The sequence below is a fragment of the Pseudomonas sp. 478 genome, assembly GCF_003254125.1.
Classification (GTDB): Bacteria; Pseudomonadota; Gammaproteobacteria; order Pseudomonadales; family Pseudomonadaceae; genus Aquipseudomonas.
The window spans coordinates 408,382-424,369 of sequence record NZ_QKZG01000002.1 but is presented as its reverse complement, the minus strand read 5'-3'; the positions used below and the strand labels follow the sequence as shown (position 1 = coordinate 424,369).

The following is a 15,988-nucleotide window of genomic DNA, read 5'->3' as shown; positions in this document are numbered from 1 at the left end:
TTCACGCGCCTCCGAAACAGATCAATCGGTCGGCGTCCTGCACCGCGTCATGCAGCTGGCCCAGGCCAGACAATTCCCACGGCGCGCCCACCGCCACCGCTTGACGCTGATAGCGCCCGGCTTCTTCTTCGTTCAACACGCCACGACGCAGGGCGGCTGCGATACACACGACACCGTCCAGTTGATGCTCGGTGACGAAGTTGCGCCATTGCTTGGGCAAGTCCTGTTCATCCTGCGGCGTGACCACGCTGCCGGAGGCGTTGTAGACGCCGTCCTGGTAGAAAAACAGCCGGACAATCTCATGCCCACCGGCCAACGCAGCCTGAGCAAACAGCAGGGCGCGGCGCGAGGAGGGCGCATGGGCAGCGGAAAACAGCGCGATGGCGAACTTCATGACGGACTCGATCAGCAAAACTGCGGCCATGATAAAGCTTTATCGCCGGGGCGGCTAAATGGGTTTTCCCTTGGGACCGAGTCGCCCCCTTCGCGAGCAAGCCCGCTCCCACATTTGACCGTGCTCTTCAGTTAGAACTCGGTCAAATGTGGGAGCGGGCTTGTTCGCGAAGGCGGCCTGACAGACACCACCAATTCAGCGCGGCATGTAACCCAACTGCCAGCGCTGAGGGATTTTCAGCGACATCAACCCGACCACGCCGGCCAGCAGGCCGCTGACAAACAGGGCCCTGAGCCCCAAGTGATGTTCCAGCAAGGCGCCGAGTACCGCGCCGGCAAACATCCCGGTCCAGGGAATCAATTGCACGCGCCAACCGTTGCGCCGTTCGCCGAGCATCCAGCGCCCCAGACCACGGCCGAAGCGCGACAGGGCGCCGGTGACGTAGGTCAGGCCGACCGGCAGTCCGTTCACTTCTTCCACGGCGGCATTGAGCATGCCCATGGCGATGATCGTCGCCAGCAGCGCTGGCAATTGTTCGTCGTAGGGCCAGGCAGCAGCGCCGCAGAGCAGCGTGGCGATGCACAGCAGCAAGGGCAGCGCCCGACGGCCGCCGAGGCGGCTGACGACAATCCCCAAGGCGTTGCCGACGATGAAGGTGCCGACGAGGATCATCAGGCGCAAGGTCAGGCCCAGGTCGCCGTCGCTGATAGCGACGGCGAGGCGGGTGGTGTTGCCGCTCATGAACGAAACGAAGTCGCCGCTGGCCATGAAGCCGATGGCGTCGGTCATGCCGGCGAGCACCGAGAGGCTGGCCACTAGCGACATGCCGATGCGTCCGCGCCATTTGCGGGTATGCAGATGGCCCGGGCTGGCGCGGTCAGTTGAGAGGGATGGCAACATCAGCGAAGGTCGTCCTCAGGCAGCGACCGAAAGGGTCACTTACTCAATCCATATAACTCGCAATACTCCAGCCAGTCCATACCGGCCATCTCGGCCACTTCCTTGTGCACTTCCAGGCGCTGTGCCTGATAGTCCTCGGACGTCGCTGCGGTCAGTTGCAGCGTCAGCTCCCAGGCGAACAATCCCAGGCGCTCGGCCTCGGCTTCGAAGGCTTCATGCAAGCGTTCGTCGCGGTACTGCGCAACGGTCTCGCCCTTGGCCTGAGCCAACAGCGGGTTGAGGTTGTCGAGTTCGACGCGCAGTTCAGGGCGCTCATCGAGAAACTTCTTCAGCGCTTGCTCGTGTTGTTGTTCGGTTGCCGCCATGGTCGCTCCTTGAGGCTGGATTACGAAGACTGCTTCTTGCTGGCCTTGGCCGCTGCTGCCAGGCACTCGAGGGCAAACTGCTCGGGGTACGTCATTTGAATTGGCGTGGTTTCACCTTTGACGGTTCTTTCGCCGTCGAGGATGTAACGAATCCGCTTGTCGGTAACGCCAATTCGCTTGGCAATCCAGGACGGTGTCTGACCGATCTGGCTGATCAGTTTGTCGGCATATTCAGCGGTCGGTTTGTAGTATTCGGCGTTGGGTGTCATGACTTTCCAGAAAATGAGCCCGGAAAAACGGGCGATGCGGTGTTAATGGCGCGACAGGGTGCGCGAATCGTCACTCGGTGTCGCGGTATAAATGAAGTAAAGCAGAACGATACGCCGTGCCGCGGTGATACAGTCCGCTTTTTCTTGATGAGCGAACGCAATGCGAATTCTGATGGTGGCGCTGGCCGTAACGTTGCTGGCGGGATGCGCGGGCTCGGCGATGAACGACGCCCGCACTGGAACCCCGTACAAAACCCTGACGTCGGACAAACCGGAAAAAGTCGTCGCCCAGTGTGTGCAGTTTTCCTGGCAGGATGAGGCGGTGTTCGGTGTCGATGCTGGCGCGTATTTGCAGCCTGGCGAGAAGGGCGGCACTACCGTTTACACGCGCTCGGCGGAGTCCTTTGTGGACGTGAAGACTGACGCTTCCGCTACCGTGCTGAATTATTACGCGCAGCATGACGACTTTGTGGCCAAGCGCCGACTGGCGGCGTTGGCGACCTGCCTCTGATTCTTTGGATTGACGCATACCCCTGTGGGAGCGGGCTTGCTCGCGAAGAGGCCGGTACATTCAACATCTCTGTTGACTGACACACCGCCTTCGCGAGCAAGCCCGCTCCCACAGTTGTTCTGTGTTGATTATGAAAATGGGGTTTGCTCCCGCCGGGTCAGGTGTTGTTCATCAGGCGCTTCTGGAAAAAGAAGCGCTTGTGGCCTGGCGGGTAGTCGGCGATCTGGCCTAGCTCGCTGTAGCCGAGCTTCTTGTAGAACTCTGGCGCCTGGAAGTCGAAGGTGTCGAGCCATATTCCGATGCATTCCTTTTCCCGTGCCAGGTCTTCGGCCATCAGCATCAGCTGCGTGCCCATGCCCTGTCCCCGGGCTTGTTCAGGCACCGACAGCAATTCGATGAATAACCATCGGTAAAAGAACCTGCCATAGAGCCCGCCGAGGATTTCGTCGTTGTCATCGCGCACCAGCAAGGCAATCGGCTGCGAGTTCGCCTCTCCCGCCTGCGAGGCGTTATAGGCGCGCAACGGCGTGAGGATCGCTTCGCGGTCTACATTCGTGGGGTTTTGCGACAACTCGATTCGCAGGGGCATGGCTATATCCTTATGGCATGGCGGTGAAATGGCAGCCTATCTCGATCGCGAGCCTGGTTCCATCCTGAGAACAAGTGGAACCGTCGTTATCGCGCAGATGTCTAGCCTAAACAGCGTCATTCCTGAACGCGGCCTATGAGGACAATCCGTGAATATTTTTGAAGCCTTGCGCGAAAGCCATGACCGCCAACGCACCTACGCCGATGCACTGATTCAGACCAGCGGCGACACTCCCGAGCGGGTCGAGGCTTACAAGCAGCTCAAGTCCGAACTTCAGGCCCACGCAACCGCTGAAGAGCGGCATTTCTACATCCCGCTGATGGAGTTCGATAACGGCGTCGACCTCAGCCGTCATGCCATTTCAGAACATCACGAGATGGACGAAATGATGGAAGAACTGGACGAGACCGAGATGTCCAGTCCGGCGTGGCTGGTCGCCGCGAAGAAGCTCGCCGAGAAGGTCAATCACCACTTGGAAGAGGAAGAGCAGAAGTTCTTCCAGATGGCCGGCAAGCTACTCGACGACAAACAGAAAGAGACGCTGGCGGGTCAGTATGAGAAGGAATACAAGGCTCAGCTGTCTTAGCGCCAGGCTTTCGTTTTCGCCTAAGATGTGCGCCTTCTGACGAAAAAAGGGATGCATTGCCATGTCGAACACAGCCGAGCGGGTCAACCTCATCGAGTCTCAGGTGTTGTCCCACGACTGGTACCTGCTCAAGAAAATCACCTTCGATTACCTGCGCAACAACGGCGAATGGCAACGCCAGACCCGCGAGGTCTACGACCGTGGCAATGGCGCGGCGATCTTGCTGTTCAACCGTGAAAAGAAAACCGTGGTGTTGACCCGGCAATTCCGATTGCCGGTGTTTGTTAATGGCCACGATGGGTTGCTGATCGAAGTGGCGGCAGGGCTGCTCGAAGGTGCGGCGCCTGAAGAACGCATCCGCGAAGAAGCCGAGGAAGAAACCGGTTATCGCGTGCACCATGTGCACAAGGTGTTTGAGGCCTACATGAGCCCCGGTTCGGTGACCGAAAAGCTGCACTTCTTCATCGCTGAGTACGATGCCGCTTCCAAGGTCAGCGAGGGCGGCGGACTGGAGGAGGAGACCGAGGAGCTGGAAGTGCTGGAATGGAAATTCGACGACGCGCTTGAGGCGTTTTATCGCGGGGAAATCTGCGATGCGAAGACCATCATGTTGCTGCAGTATGCGGCGATGAAAAACATCTTCACCGCTTAAGCTGTGTCCCCTGTGGCGCGGGGGCTTGTCACGTCAGAACAAATCGCCTGTCCTGCCGGCCCCTGACCATTCGCATCCTTCCAGCGTCAGCAGCAGCTCCTTCGCCTCAAGTCCACCGGCGAATCCGGTGAGTTTCCCCGAAGCGCCAATCACCCGATGACACGGCGCAACAATAGAAATCGGGTTCTTGCCATTCGCGGCGCCCACTGCCCGAACCGCACTTGGGTTGCCGATCTGCCGGGCTATTTCGCTATAGCTGCGGGTCTCGCCAAACGGAATGGTCAGCAGCGCTGCCCAGACCTTCTTCTGAAATTCCGTCCCGGCAAAATCCAGATCCAGGTCGAAACGATTGCGCCTGCCCGCAAAGTATTCCCGCAGCTGCTGAGCGGTGCGCATCAGGATCGGATTATCCGGCGCCTCACTCATCGGCCCAAGCCGCACCCGGCCGGGCTTGTCGTTTTCCCAGAGGATGGCTGCCAGTCGTGAGCCGTTCGCGACCAGCTTCAACTCACCCACCGGAGATGCGAGAGTGATGAAGGTGTAACTCATGCCGGTGGACTCCGTAAAGGTGCTGAGCAGAGGCCAAGCATACTGCCTCGACGGGGAGGCGCAATACGCAATCCCAGCCATACTTGCCTTTGCTCTTGAAGCCTTCCCTCTGTTTTTGTACAGAGCCTAAAAACAAAAAGAGACCGACTCATGAAGTTCGAACCTTTTGCCAAATCGCTGATTGCGACCTCATTGGCGCTCAGCTGCCTCAGTGCTTACGCGGCCTCCGTGGCGCCGGTCGCGGCCGAAAACGGCATGGTTGTTACCGCCCAGCATCTGGCCAGTCACGTGGGCGTCGATGTGCTCAAGAACGGCGGTAACGCCGTCGACGCCGCGGTAGCGGTCGGTTATGCGCTGGCGGTGGTTTATCCCGCGGCGGGCAACCTGGGTGGCGGCGGTTTCATGACCATTCAGTTGGCGGACGGGCGCAAGACCTTCCTCGACTTCCGCGAAAAAGCCCCGCTGGCCGCTACTGCAAACATGTACCTCGACAAGGAGGGCAACGTCGTCCCTGACCTGAGCACCCGTGGCCATCTGGCCGTTGGCGTGCCGGGCACCGTGTCGGGCATGGAACTGGCGCTGCAGAAATACGGCACCAAACCGCGCAAGGAAGTGATCGCCCCGGCCATCAAGCTCGCCGAAGACGGTTTTGTGCTGGAGCAGGGCGATGTCGAATTGCTGGAATACGCCACTGACGTGTTCAAGAAGGACATCAAGGATTCCGGTGCGATCTTCCTGAGCAACGGCGAGCCGATGCAAGTCGGTCAGAAACTGGTGCAAAAAGACCTCGGCAAGACCCTGCGGGAAATCTCCGAGAACGGCGCCGACGGCTTCTATAAAGGCTGGGTGGCCGATGCCATCGTTACCTCCAGTCAGGCCAACAAAGGCATCATCACTCAGGCCGACCTCGACAAATACAAGACCCGCGAACTGGCCCCGATTGAATGTGATTACCGCGGCTACCATGTGGTCTCGGCACCGCCGCCGAGTTCTGGCGGCGTGGTGATTTGCGAGATCATGAACATTCTCGAAGGCTATCCGATGAAAGACCTGGGCTATCACTCGGCCCAGGGCATGCACTACCAGATCGAAGCGATGCGTCACGCCTATGTGGACCGCAACAGCTACCTGGGCGATCCGGATTTCGTGAAGAACCCGATCGCCCATCTGCTGGATAAAAACTACGCGACCAAAATCCGCACCGCCATCGATCCGCAAAAGGCCGGTGTGTCCCGCGAGCTCAAACCCGGCGTAGCGCCACACGAAGGCAGCAACACCACCCATTACTCCATCGTCGACAAATGGGGCAACGCGGTCTCGGTGACCTACACCTTGAACGACTGGTTCGGCGCCGGCGTCATGGCCAGCAAAACCGGGGTCATCCTCAACGACGAAATGGATGACTTCACCTCGAAAATCGGCGTGCCGAACATGTACGGTCTGGTGCAAGGGGAGGCCAACGCCATCGCTCCCGGCAAGGCACCGCTGTCGTCCATGAGCCCGACCATCGTCACCAAGGACGGCAAAGTGGTGATGGTCGTCGGGACCCCCGGCGGCAGTCGTATCATCACCGCGACCTTACTGACTATGCTCAACGTGATCGACTACGGGATGAACATCCAGGAAGCGGTCGATGCACCGCGTTTCCACCAGCAGTGGTTGCCGGAAGAGACCAACCTGGAGACCTTCACTACCAGCCCTGATACGGTGAAGATGCTCGAAAGTTGGGGGCACAAGTTTGCCGGGCCACAGGATGCCAACCATGTGGCGGCAATTCTGGTCGGCGCGCCTTCGCTGGAAGGCAAACCGGTGGGCAAAAACCGCTTCTATGGTGCGAACGATCCACGTCGAAACACCGGGTTGTCGCTCGGTTATTGAGGCAGATCCGAGGCCACCCCAATTCTTGAGGGTGGCCCCCGATCCCTAGACGTTAAAAGGGGAACGGATTCGATACCCGTTGCCGATTCACCGACCTATCAAGGAAGGAAGCTCATGGCTACCGCACTGCTGATCATCGATGTCCAGCGTGCCTTGTGCACTGGCGAATACGAATGTTTTGAGATCAAGCGCGTTATCGAGAACATCAACGGCCTCAGTGCCAAGGCTCGCGAAGCAGGCATCCCGGTCATCCTCATCCAGCACGAAGAACAGGGCGACCAGCTGCAATACGGTTCCGAAGGCTGGCAACTGGCCGAAAGCCTGAAGACGTCGCCGCAAGACCTTCGCGTGCGAAAAACCAATCGAGACTCGTTCTACCGGACCCACTTGCAAGCCCAATTGCAGGATTTGGGCGCCGACCGCCTGATCATCTGCGGGCTGCAAACCGACTATTGCGTCAACGCCACTGTCCGCCAGGCCCTGAAGCTGGGCTATGACGTCGTGCTCGCCGCCGACGCGCATTCCACTGTCGACAACGGCAACCTCGCTGCCGAAGACATCATCACCGAGCACAACGCAGACCTGGCGCACTTGACGGGGCCCGTGGCGCGGATCGACGTGATGCCGACCAGCGAAATCCGCATCTGAAACTGCACGGCGATCAGCGACCTGGACAACAAGTAGCGAGTCACTCGTTGTCCGTCCCTTGTTGGCACTTAGCGAATAAAACTATTGAAAAAAACCTCTATACGCTTTAAACGGGAGGATCACTGGCACATTGTTTGCGTTCAGTAGGTGAGTATCGCCAGTTCTGGCTCTGGGAGCGCTGATGAGTTTTTGTCCATTGACACACTCCCCGCGGCAATCGAACGATTGCGACGTTGTCGCATCTCAACCAGACGGGAAGTGGGATACGGTCGCAATGGCCTGCGCTGGTAACGAGAACACCCTCGAACATTTACTGGATTCAGCGCGTAATTGGGCCCATACCACCGCGTGGGTGGTTTACCGCGCCGGCGAACAAATGCATTTGGTCGGGCAGGGCGACCCGAGGGTGCAGTGGCCGTCAATCGTTGCGAATGAAGAATTTGAAGCCTTTTGCCTGACCCGGCACCTGCACCGCTGGCCGACCGGCAGAGGCGAAACGGTGCTGGGTTGGCTACTCGCGCCAGCCAACAATGCCGCGGAGCCGGCGCTCGCCGAGTTTGCCCAGCGCCTGGGCATTGAGGTACAGACCAATACCCTGGCCCGTGCGCAGATTACTCAGCGTGTGTTGTATGAAATTACCTACCTGGCCAGTTCGACCCGCGACCGGTCAGTGTTTCTGGTAGGGGTTCACCAGCTGCTGGCTAGCCTGATCGACGCCGAGAACTTTTATCTCGCGCTGTATGACCCGCACAGTGGCAAGATTGACTACCCGTATTACGTCGACATCATCGACGTTGATGCCGTGGAGTCCCAGCACTACGAATACCTTGACCCTTCGCACTTGTCGTTGACCGGCCAGGTATTGACCAGTGGCCAGCCGTTGCTGATCGACGCCGCCGGCATTCTCGCGGCTCAGGCCGAGAATCGTTTCTACTGCGTGGGTGATCGTCCCGAGTTCTGGATGGGCGCACCGTTGAAAAATGCCTCGGATGACGTGTTTGGCATGCTTGCGATGCAGGTCTACGACGTTTCTCGTACTTACAGCGCTGAAGACCGCGCGTTGTTTCTGGTGGTGGCCCGCCACGTGGCCATGGCGCTGGACCGGATTCTGCACCGCGAGGATCTGGAAGAGACGGTGATGCGTCGCACCCTGGAGCTTTCAGCCGTCAACGATGCATTGAGGCAGGAAGTGGCAGAACGACAGCGCGCCGAACATCTGCAGAGCGCGCTGTTCCAGATCGCTGAACTGTCGAGCCAGCCTGGCGACATGGCTGAGTTGTTTCAAACGTTGCATGGCATCGTCGGTGATCTGCTGTTCGCGCGGAACTTCTACATTGCACTGTTCGACGACGCGACCAGTGAAGTGACCTTTCCGTATTACGTCGATGAGCGGCAGACAACCTGCCCGGAGGCGCGGCGTGGGCGCCGGGGCTTGACCGAGTACGTTATCCGTCAGCGCCGACCTTGTCTGATTGATGCAGGCGAAGCTGACCGATTGTCTGCGCACGGTGAAATCGCAATGGCCCATGAGTCTGTCAAAGCCTACTCCTGGCTTGGCATTCCATTGTTCGATGGCGATGTGGTGCGTGGCGTGCTGGCGGTGCAAAGTTATACCTCGCAGGTGCGCTATACCCTGCGGGACCAGGAACTGCTGACATTCGTGTCGCGGCACATCGACACCGCGTTGTCGCGACGCACCGCCGCCGAAGCGATCCATGCTGCCAACCTCATGCTGGAAGCCAGGGTGCAGAACCGCACTCGCGAGCTCGATCACGCCAATGCCAAGTTGCAACACGAAAACTCCCACGATGCGCTGACCGGGCTACCGAATCGTACCTACCTGCAACAGCGCCTCAATCTGGCCTGGTCGCGGTTCGGCAGCGAAGGCGGGCACCTGGCGGTGATGTTCATCGACCTCGACCGTTTCAAGATGGTGAACGACAGCCTCGGTCATCATTTTGGCGACCTGCTGCTGATGCAGGCCGCCCACCGTTTACGCGGGTGTCTGCGCGACACCGACATGCTGGCGCGCCTGGGCGGCGATGAGTTTTCAGTGCTCGTCCCCGAGGCGCCGCTGGACGTGGTGATCGAAATCGCCGAACGGATCCTGGTGGCGTTCGACCTGCCGTTTTCCATCAATGGTCATGAAGTGTTTTCGTCCTGCAGTATCGGTATTGTCAGCGCCGACAGTCAGTTCCATCACGAACCAGCCGACTTGCTGCGCGACGCCGATGCGGCGATGTACCGGGTCAAGAGTGCCGGGCGTGACAGCTACGCGGTGTTCAATCAGGAAGTGCGCCGTGAGGTCTCGGACCAGGTTGAGCGGGAAGGGGCCTTACGCAACGCGCTCAAACGTACCGACGAACTGCTGCCGTATTTCCAGCCGATTGTCAGCGTCGAAAGCGGCGAACTTTTGGCCCTTGAAGCGCTGATCCGCTGGCATCAACCGGGCGGCCGGGTGATCGCGCCGGGCGAGTTTTTGCCGGATGTCGAAGGTTTGCGTCTGATCGGTCGACTGGACCTGTACATGCTCAACAGCATTGCTGTGATCCTTGCACAGCCCCAGCACGCCAATTGGCCTGCGGTGCACGTCAATTGCTCCAGTTACAGCATGGCGCGTCCGGACTTCGCCAGCGATGTGCTTGCGCTGTTGGCCCGGCACCGGGTCGCGCCATCACGGATCTGCCTGGAGTTGACCGAAGGTGCGCTGGTGGCTGAGCCAGCCATTGCCCGACTGACCATGCAGCAATTGGCCGACAACGGCATGTCGGTGGTACTCGATGACTTCGGTGCAGGATTTTCATCCCTGAGCTATGTGCATCAATACCGCTTCAGCGGCTTGAAGATCGACAAGTCGTTCATCCTCGAACTGACCACCAGTCCACGCAGTCGCGCGATCGTCCGGGCGATTGTGCGGATGGCCGAATCGCTGGACCTCAGCGTGGTGGCCGAAGGGGTCGAAGATGAAGCGACACTGGTCTTGCTGCGCGAGATGGGGGCAGGGCAGGCCCAGGGTTATTATTTTGCCAAGCCGATGAGTTTGGAGGCGTTGTTGGAAACTTCGCTGGTCGGGCGCTAAAGCCACGTATTAACCACTCGCCGATCCAGCTCCTCCCAATCCGCCATGCCCAACACCCGCGTGGTGTTCAACCCGCGCAAATACCCCCGCAACTGATTGGCAGTGGCCCGCGCAAGCTCCGGGTCGGGTGCGTTTTCGCACAACAGTACGGTTTCGTACTGGATCAGGTACTCGGCCACCCGCTCACGGAAGTCGGGCAAAACGGCGTCGCGGATCAGGTCAAAAGTTCTCAAGTAGAGATCCTCATTAATTATTTCCAGTCGTGATTGAGTGTGGGTCCGTCTACACGGCGCGCAACTATCGCTAGAAGTAATAGTGACCATTACGAAACGCAAGTTCTTCTTTGTTGGCAATCGGCGGAAAATCGCCTCCATCGAACTTTACTCTCGGGATGAGACCGATGCGTCCTTTATTCGCGCCCGTCATGGCGTTTGCCTCTTTGTTGCTCGCCGGTTGTGCCTCCGCGCCGAACGATCCGACCCTGACCTTGCAGACCAACAAGACCCCTGCGCAATTCGCCGACTGCGTCGTACCGAAATTGCAGGGCAAAGCGTTGAACCCGACTGTCTCGCAGACCCAGCGCAGCTACCGGATCGTGGTGCCGAGCAAAGTCTCGGCGGACAACGTGCTGGAAGCCTACAAGGCCGGGAGCGGCGGCAAGGTGTTCATCTACGAGCGGCATTTGCTGGCCTCGAACTTCCTGCCTTCGAGTTTTGAGCGCGCCGCACAGGATTGCATCTGACTCCGCCCGTAAACGCTTTTCATCGAGCTCCTTTGGTTGGCCGCAACCAACCAATTTTTTGCCCCGCACCACTTTCGGTTGCGGGGTTTTTTTTGTGCTGGCTGATGCGAGTCATGGCCCTGGTCATATAAATTTGAAATGCACGGCGTTGCTCGACAGAATCGCGTCCCGATCTGGCCAACGGTGCCGGACGTTCGTGGTGAAAAGGAACTGCAGTTGAACGAACAGACATTGTCCCAGCGCCTGGAGCGCGTGGCGGCGCATGTGCCCGCAGATGCGCGCCTGGCCGATATCGGCTCGGATCACGGCTACCTGCCGGTGGCGTTGATGCGCCGTGGCGCCATCGCGGCGGCGGTGGCCGGCGAGGTGGCCTTGACGCCGTTCCACTCGGCTGAACGCACCGTGCGCGAAAACGGCCTGGACCAGCGGATCAGCGTGCGCCTGGCCAGTGGCCTGGCGGCGATCGAGCCGGGAGACGGGATTACCGCGATCAGCATCTGCGGCATGGGCGGCGAGACGATCCGCGACATCCTCGACAGCGGCAAGGCGCGCCTGAGCGGCCAGGAGCGCCTGATTCTGCAGCCCAATGGCGGCGAGCAGCCACTGCGCCAATGGCTGATGGAAAATGACTACCGCATCCTCTGTGAGGAACTGCTGCGGGAAAATCGCTTCGACTACGAAATCATCGTCGCCGAGCGCGCCGGGCCGGTGATGTACACCCCCGAGGAGCTTTACTTCGGCCCGCTGCAGATGCAGGCACGCAGCCCGGCGTTCCTGATCAAGTGGCAGCGCATCCTGCGCGAGAAGCAGAAGACCCTGACCCACTTCGCCCGTGCGCGGCAGGCCGTGCCCGAGGAGAAAGTGCAAGACATCGCCCGGCAGGCCCGGTGGATCACCGAGCTGCTGGCTTGAGGCTGATCCAGGGTTTGTGAGGCATTTTTCCCGCAGCCGATCCGATGCGCTCGGCTATCGGTTCAGAAGAGGTGCCAGCAGGGCACACATGCCGCGCCAGTGCGAACCCTCCCAGTAAATCCGTTGGCAGGCGTCGCAGCGCAGGAAGTGCGAATAGAGGGCGCCCACGCGTGGCGGCACCTGCAACCGGGCCAGTTCCGGGCTGATCTCGTGCAGCGGCAGGTTGCAATGAAGGCACAGGCTGAATGGCCGCGCGCTACGCGCCAGGTCGAGGCGTTCGTACAATTCGCGCAGCTGCAGCGACGGTTTCAGGGCATGCACGTAACAGCCGTGGCTGATGATCCGCCGCTTGAGCAGTTCGCGGTCGCGAGTCAGTACGATGCGTCCTTGCTGCGCAGCGATCTCGGCGATCTCGCCATCCTCGAAGCCATTGTCGTAGAGAGTGTCGAAGCCGCTCATGCGCAGCAGGCTGGCCAGCCCGCCCAGGTGCGCATCAGCGACGAAGCGCAGCACCCGTAAAGGTTGCGCACGAACCTTGAGCAGCGGGCTGATGTCCAGCGCTTCGAACTTGGGATACACCGCCAGCCGGTCACCGTCGAAGATCATCCGCTCCAGGCCCACCGACTCGCCGTTGAGCAGCACCAGCTCGACCTCCGTGTGCGGGACCCCGAGCGCCTCGATCATGTGCTTGACCGTCGCCCCTCGCGCGCACTCGCAGGTGAAGGACTGCCGCCGCCGTTCGGCCGGCAGGAAATCGTTGAGCTCCTCGTAGAAGCGGAAGGTTGCACGAGTCATGTTGAACAGTATGGCAGGGCGGCGGGATGAGCGAGTCTGGATTCCCGTGGCTTCGCTCTAGCGACGATAGTAGCGGTGATCGTCCTCGTAGCGGTGCCGCATGGCCCGATCCTGGTGGCGCTCCCAATCACGACGATCAGCTTCTCGACGGGCTTGCTCTCTACGCCAATTATCTCTGCGCCAGTCGTCTCGGCGCCAATCGTCTCTGCGATTGTGCCAGCGGCCGTCATGCCAGTATCGGTCGTCATGGGCAAGCAACGGCCCTGGCTGCTTGTCGGCCATACTGGCCAAGGTCGGCCAAGGGTTGCCCGCGGCCTGGACAGGAGCCTGAACGGCTGCGACTTCAGTTGGGAAAACAGGGGTTGAGGTCTTCATCTGTGTTGCTGATGCCGAGCCAACTGCCGCGAACGCGAACAGGGCGAAGAGCACCATCCGTGGGTCATGGAATTTCATGAGAGAAGGCAACCTCTGATTGACAATTGGACGTGTGGCCATCTGGCTGCGGGAAGCCTGCGGGTTCGCGCTTACCGAACGAATGTGCCTATCCACATAGACAGATTAATAGGGAAAAGTTCTAGGGAGCCGCTGCTTAAATAGCCAATGGCCTCAGTGTTCGGCCCCCTGTGAGGTTTGCTACCTCGATGTCCCTTCTGGCTGATCGCTACCGGTTGCGGCGAAGGGCAGCAATCGATCCGAAACGAGCCCCAGCGGCCAGGGCAGCAATTGCCGGTCATCCATATCGAATGAATCTATGGTGTCTTCTTGCTAAAGCTTGAGCACGGAAGTCACCCTAGGCTTCAGCAGTGTTCAGAAGGTCTCCAGCCCGTGCTGTTACATCACGATGGGCATCGGCCAGATCGCTTGAACAACGTACTGAGGACGCGCTGTCCGTATAAGCCGACGCCAAGACCCGACACGATGAAAACGACTGCAACGATTTTGTTAAGTGACAGGGTCTCATTAAAAATCATGACTGAACCGAGCAGGCCGAATACCGGCACCAATAACGACAATGGCGCGACGGTAGACACTGGATATCGTTTCAGAAGTGAATTCCACACCCAGTAGCCGAACAGTGTATTGGGGTATACCTGGAACAGGATCGACAGGACGGCGCGGTAGTCGAGTTGATTCACCAATGCGCTGTAACCCGCCGAGCCGTTAACAGCGTAATCAAGCGCGAAAAGAGGGATGGGCGAAAACGCGCTGGACCACACCAGGAAAGCGAAGACCTGGGTGGTCTTGGCTTTTTTGTTGATCACGTTGGCCACACTCCAGGCGACCGCTCCCAGCAGCACCAGGATCAGCCCGGCCGTCGTTACTGTCCCATCAACAATCGAGATGATGCTCAACAAGCCACAGGAGGCGATACCTATACCCGCAAGTTGGTAGCGGGAAATCGCTTCCTTGAAAATCCATGAGCCCAGCAGGATGGTGAAAAACGCGCTGAACTGAAGCACCAACGAAGCGATGCCTGCTGAAAGACCAGACTTGATGCCAAGGTTAACGATGCCCCAAAGTCCAATACCGAAGACCAGACCGTAACCAATGATGTAGCGCCACTGCACATCAGGTTTCGGAAAGAAAAAGATCGCTGGAAGTGCGCAAAGCGTGAAGCGAATGCCAGCAAGAATGAGCGGGTCAACGGTGGTGAGGCCCAGTTTGATAACCGAGAAATTCACGCCCCATATGGCAGTAATCAAGATTGCGAGTAGCAGGTGTCCGGCTTTCATACTGATCTTCCTTGAATGGTCGTTGAGAAATGTCTTGTGAGAACCCACAGCGCCAAAGCTGTAGCGCTGATCAAGGCGCCCAGCAGGCTTACTGCCATCCAGCCCCAGAGCGCATAAACCTGGGTCGCGGCTGCCGCCCCCAGCGCGCTACCGACCGAGTAGAAGCACATGTATGCGCCGACCATGCGACTTTGGGCGTCGGGTCGAGCAGCAAAAATGAGGCTCTGGTTGGTGACGTGTACTGCTTGCACCGCGAAGTCGAGCAAGACCACTCCGCAGAGCAGTGCTATCAGGGACGTCTCGGCAAAAGTGATGGGCAACCAGGAAAGCGTCAGGAGCCCCAGCGAAATGCCGGTGACTCTTTGTCCCAAACCTTGATCGGCCCAGCGACCGGCTCTTCTGGCAGCAAGGGCACCGGCGACGCCAGCCAAGCCGAACATGCCGATGGCAGTGTGTGAAAGCGACAGCGGCGGAGCGCTCAACGGCAGCACCATGGATGTCCATAGCACGGAAAAAGCGGCAAAGATCAGTAAGGCCAACAGGCCCCTGATACGCAAAACCGGTTCGGTCATGAACAGCTTGAAGAACGACCGGATGAGAGCTTGGTAGGAGTGTTGATTGCGTGGCGACACTGCGGCAGGAAGCACTTTCCAGAGCACCGCCGCGATGGTCAGCATCAATCCTGAGGAAACGAAATAAACGGCGCGCCAGCCCGCTAGATCTGCGATCAGCCCAGAGGTAAACCGCGCCAGAAGAATGCCCAGGACAACTCCACTGGTTACGGTTCCCACTGCCTGTCCACGTTGTGATGGCGTTGCCAACACGGCGGCATATGCCACAAGCACCTGAACGACCACTGCCAGTAAGCCCATCATGCTCATGGCTCCCAGCAGGGCCAGCCATTGCTGTGATGCGCCGACTGCCGCCAGCGCAATTGCAGACAGCGTCACTTGAGTCAAAATCAGCCGTTTACGGTTGACCATATCGCCCAGCGGTACGATGAACAGCAACCCCAGCGCGTATCCAACCTGAGTGGCCGTCACCACGACCCCGATCAATCCTGAGGTGACGCCCAGGCTCTCAGCCATTGAGGCGAGCAAGGGTTGGGCAAAATAAACGTTGGCTACTGCAAGTGCGCAGGTGACGGAAAACAATAACGTGAGCGAGGAAGAAAGCCCCGGAGACCGGTCGATCCTGCTGCTTTCTCCGATATCCGTATGCGGCAATCCCGAAAGCCGCCTGGAGAAACGTTCGGTGGTTGAGTCGGCCTCTGCTGTCATGTACGCCTCCATGGCGTTAAACTGGTTTCAATTAAGAACTGGTTTTAATTATTGCTGGGCCAGGTTTCAATTTGCAACCACATTGATCCAGATTTATCGACAGACT

Annotated in this window: 19 protein-coding genes; 8 read left to right on the top strand and 11 right to left on the bottom strand. The window is 59.1% G+C overall.

The features are described from left to right. Position 1 precedes the first annotated feature (1 nt). The 4 genes from tusD to DFS28_RS05740 all read right to left on the bottom strand — a co-directional run bounded on the left by tusD (position 2) and on the right by DFS28_RS05740 (position 1,928). Positions 2-394 carry a sulfurtransferase complex subunit TusD gene (gene tusD / locus DFS28_RS05755; RefSeq protein ID WP_076031479.1) on the bottom strand — a complete coding sequence of 131 codons (393 nt, stop codon included), beginning with the start codon at positions 392-394 and terminating at the stop codon, positions 2-4. A gap of 195 nt (positions 395-589) precedes the next feature. Beyond that, a complete protein-coding gene (locus DFS28_RS05750) occupies positions 590-1,294 on the bottom strand; it encodes a YoaK family protein (RefSeq protein WP_111448947.1) in 705 nt (234 codons plus the stop codon). A gap of 35 nt (positions 1,295-1,329) precedes the next feature. Further along, the gene (locus DFS28_RS05745) at positions 1,330-1,659 is read right to left on the bottom strand and encodes a DUF6388 family protein (RefSeq protein ID WP_111448946.1); all 330 of its coding nucleotides are present in this window, start codon (positions 1,657-1,659) and stop codon (positions 1,330-1,332) included. A gap of 20 nt (positions 1,660-1,679) precedes the next feature. After that, a complete protein-coding gene (locus DFS28_RS05740) occupies positions 1,680-1,928 on the bottom strand; it encodes a hypothetical protein (protein WP_008154823.1) in 249 nt (82 codons plus the stop codon). Between the two features lie 160 nt (positions 1,929-2,088). Between DFS28_RS05740 and DFS28_RS05730 the strand changes: the two genes are divergently transcribed. After that, positions 2,089-2,439 carry a hypothetical protein gene (locus DFS28_RS05730; RefSeq protein ID WP_008154821.1) on the top strand — a complete coding sequence of 117 codons (351 nt, stop codon included), beginning with the start codon at positions 2,089-2,091 and terminating at the stop codon, positions 2,437-2,439. Between the two features lie 157 nt (positions 2,440-2,596). Here DFS28_RS05730 and DFS28_RS05720 read toward each other — a convergent pair whose 3' ends face one another. After that, complete coding sequence (locus DFS28_RS05720) at positions 2,597-3,028, bottom strand: GNAT family N-acetyltransferase (protein ID WP_111448945.1); 432 nt, start codon at positions 3,026-3,028, stop codon at positions 2,597-2,599. A gap of 148 nt (positions 3,029-3,176) precedes the next feature. On the opposite strand from DFS28_RS05720, the gene DFS28_RS05715 reads away from it, so the two are divergent. Beyond that, positions 3,177-3,614, top strand: a complete 438-nt coding sequence (locus DFS28_RS05715) for a hemerythrin domain-containing protein (RefSeq protein ID WP_111448944.1) — start codon at positions 3,177-3,179, stop codon at positions 3,612-3,614. 61 nt (positions 3,615-3,675) lie between these two features. After that, positions 3,676-4,266: an NUDIX domain-containing protein gene (locus DFS28_RS05710; protein ID WP_111448943.1), complete on the top strand. Its 591-nt coding sequence runs from the start codon at positions 3,676-3,678 to the stop codon at positions 4,264-4,266. Positions 4,267-4,299: 33 nt separating this feature from the next. Here the strand turns inward: DFS28_RS05710 and DFS28_RS05705 are convergent, their stop codons facing one another. Beyond that, positions 4,300-4,815, bottom strand: coding sequence for a methylated-DNA--[protein]-cysteine S-methyltransferase (locus tag DFS28_RS05705; protein WP_111448942.1), 516 nt, complete (start codon positions 4,813-4,815; stop codon positions 4,300-4,302). 150 nt (positions 4,816-4,965) lie between these two features. Here DFS28_RS05705 and ggt point away from each other — a divergent pair, with 150 nt between their 5' ends. From ggt to DFS28_RS05690, 3 genes are all read left to right on the top strand, one after another. Continuing rightward, positions 4,966-6,693 (top strand): gamma-glutamyltransferase, encoded by a 1,728-nt coding sequence (gene ggt / locus DFS28_RS05700; RefSeq protein ID WP_111448941.1) that lies wholly within the window; start codon positions 4,966-4,968, stop codon positions 6,691-6,693. 114 nt (positions 6,694-6,807) lie between these two features. After that, the gene (locus tag DFS28_RS05695) at positions 6,808-7,341 is read left to right on the top strand and encodes a cysteine hydrolase family protein (protein ID WP_111448940.1); all 534 of its coding nucleotides are present in this window, start codon (positions 6,808-6,810) and stop codon (positions 7,339-7,341) included. Positions 7,342-7,522: 181 nt separating this feature from the next. Further along, entirely contained in the window at positions 7,523-10,420 is a 2,898-nt protein-coding gene (locus tag DFS28_RS05690; protein ID WP_111448939.1) for an EAL domain-containing protein, read from the top strand. Here the strand turns inward: DFS28_RS05690 and DFS28_RS05685 are convergent. Further along, the gene (locus DFS28_RS05685; RefSeq protein ID WP_008154805.1) at positions 10,417-10,653 is read right to left on the bottom strand and encodes a hypothetical protein; all 237 of its coding nucleotides are present in this window, start codon (positions 10,651-10,653) and stop codon (positions 10,417-10,419) included. The two genes, DFS28_RS05690 and DFS28_RS05685, sit on opposite strands and share 4 nt — an antisense overlap. 167 nt (positions 10,654-10,820) lie before the next feature. On the opposite strand from DFS28_RS05685, the gene DFS28_RS05680 reads away from it, so the two are divergent. Together DFS28_RS05680 and DFS28_RS05675 are read left to right on the top strand one after the other, a co-directional pair. Further along, positions 10,821-11,162, top strand: coding sequence for a hypothetical protein (locus DFS28_RS05680; RefSeq protein WP_111448938.1), 342 nt, complete (start codon positions 10,821-10,823; stop codon positions 11,160-11,162). Between the two features lie 216 nt (positions 11,163-11,378). Next, positions 11,379-12,074, top strand: a complete 696-nt coding sequence (locus tag DFS28_RS05675) for a tRNA (adenine(22)-N(1))-methyltransferase TrmK (protein ID WP_305888090.1) — start codon at positions 11,379-11,381, stop codon at positions 12,072-12,074. A gap of 54 nt (positions 12,075-12,128) precedes the next feature. Here the strand turns inward: DFS28_RS05675 and DFS28_RS05670 are convergent, their stop codons facing one another. The 4 genes from DFS28_RS05670 to DFS28_RS05655 all read right to left on the bottom strand — a co-directional run bounded on the left by DFS28_RS05670 (position 12,129) and on the right by DFS28_RS05655 (position 15,882). Further along, positions 12,129-12,869 carry a Mut7-C RNAse domain-containing protein gene (locus tag DFS28_RS05670; RefSeq protein WP_111448936.1) on the bottom strand — a complete coding sequence of 247 codons (741 nt, stop codon included), beginning with the start codon at positions 12,867-12,869 and terminating at the stop codon, positions 12,129-12,131. Positions 12,870-12,926: 57 nt separating this feature from the next. Further along, complete coding sequence (locus tag DFS28_RS30745; RefSeq protein ID WP_111448935.1) at positions 12,927-13,322, bottom strand: hypothetical protein; 396 nt, start codon at positions 13,320-13,322, stop codon at positions 12,927-12,929. 383 nt (positions 13,323-13,705) lie between these two features. Continuing rightward, the gene (locus DFS28_RS05660; RefSeq protein ID WP_111448934.1) at positions 13,706-14,602 is read right to left on the bottom strand and encodes an EamA family transporter; all 897 of its coding nucleotides are present in this window, start codon (positions 14,600-14,602) and stop codon (positions 13,706-13,708) included. Further along, positions 14,599-15,882 (bottom strand): MFS transporter, encoded by a 1,284-nt coding sequence (locus DFS28_RS05655; protein WP_111448933.1) that lies wholly within the window; start codon positions 15,880-15,882, stop codon positions 14,599-14,601. Before DFS28_RS05655 ends, DFS28_RS05660 begins: the two co-directional genes overlap by 4 nt. Positions 15,883-15,988 lie beyond the last annotated feature (106 nt).

Coding starts and splice junctions, on each gene's coding strand:
- DFS28_RS05695 (WP_111448940.1), top strand. CDS start 6,808: ATGGCTACCGCACTGCTGATCATCGATGTCCAGCGTGCCTTGTGCACT.
- DFS28_RS05710 (WP_111448943.1), top strand. CDS start 3,676: ATGTCGAACACAGCCGAGCGGGTCAACCTCATCGAGTCTCAGGTGTTG.
- DFS28_RS05730 (WP_008154821.1), top strand. CDS start 2,089: ATGCGAATTCTGATGGTGGCGCTGGCCGTAACGTTGCTGGCGGGATGC.
- DFS28_RS05740 (WP_008154823.1), bottom strand. CDS start 1,928: ATGACACCCAACGCCGAATACTACAAACCGACCGCTGAATATGCCGAC.
- ggt (WP_111448941.1), top strand. CDS start 4,966: ATGAAGTTCGAACCTTTTGCCAAATCGCTGATTGCGACCTCATTGGCG.
- DFS28_RS05750 (WP_111448947.1), bottom strand. CDS start 1,294: ATGTTGCCATCCCTCTCAACTGACCGCGCCAGCCCGGGCCATCTGCAT.
- tusD (WP_076031479.1), bottom strand. CDS start 394: ATGAAGTTCGCCATCGCGCTGTTTTCCGCTGCCCATGCGCCCTCCTCG.
- DFS28_RS05705 (WP_111448942.1), bottom strand. CDS start 4,815: ATGAGTTACACCTTCATCACTCTCGCATCTCCGGTGGGTGAGTTGAAG.
- DFS28_RS05720 (WP_111448945.1), bottom strand. CDS start 3,028: ATGCCCCTGCGAATCGAGTTGTCGCAAAACCCCACGAATGTAGACCGC.
- DFS28_RS05660 (WP_111448934.1), bottom strand. CDS start 14,602: ATGAAAGCCGGACACCTGCTACTCGCAATCTTGATTACTGCCATATGG.
- DFS28_RS05670 (WP_111448936.1), bottom strand. CDS start 12,869: ATGACTCGTGCAACCTTCCGCTTCTACGAGGAGCTCAACGATTTCCTG.
- DFS28_RS05655 (WP_111448933.1), bottom strand. CDS start 15,882: ATGACAGCAGAGGCCGACTCAACCACCGAACGTTTCTCCAGGCGGCTT.
- DFS28_RS05745 (WP_111448946.1), bottom strand. CDS start 1,659: ATGGCGGCAACCGAACAACAACACGAGCAAGCGCTGAAGAAGTTTCTC.
- DFS28_RS05690 (WP_111448939.1), top strand. CDS start 7,523: ATGAGTTTTTGTCCATTGACACACTCCCCGCGGCAATCGAACGATTGC.
- DFS28_RS05680 (WP_111448938.1), top strand. CDS start 10,821: ATGCGTCCTTTATTCGCGCCCGTCATGGCGTTTGCCTCTTTGTTGCTC.
- DFS28_RS30745 (WP_111448935.1), bottom strand. CDS start 13,322: ATGAAATTCCATGACCCACGGATGGTGCTCTTCGCCCTGTTCGCGTTC.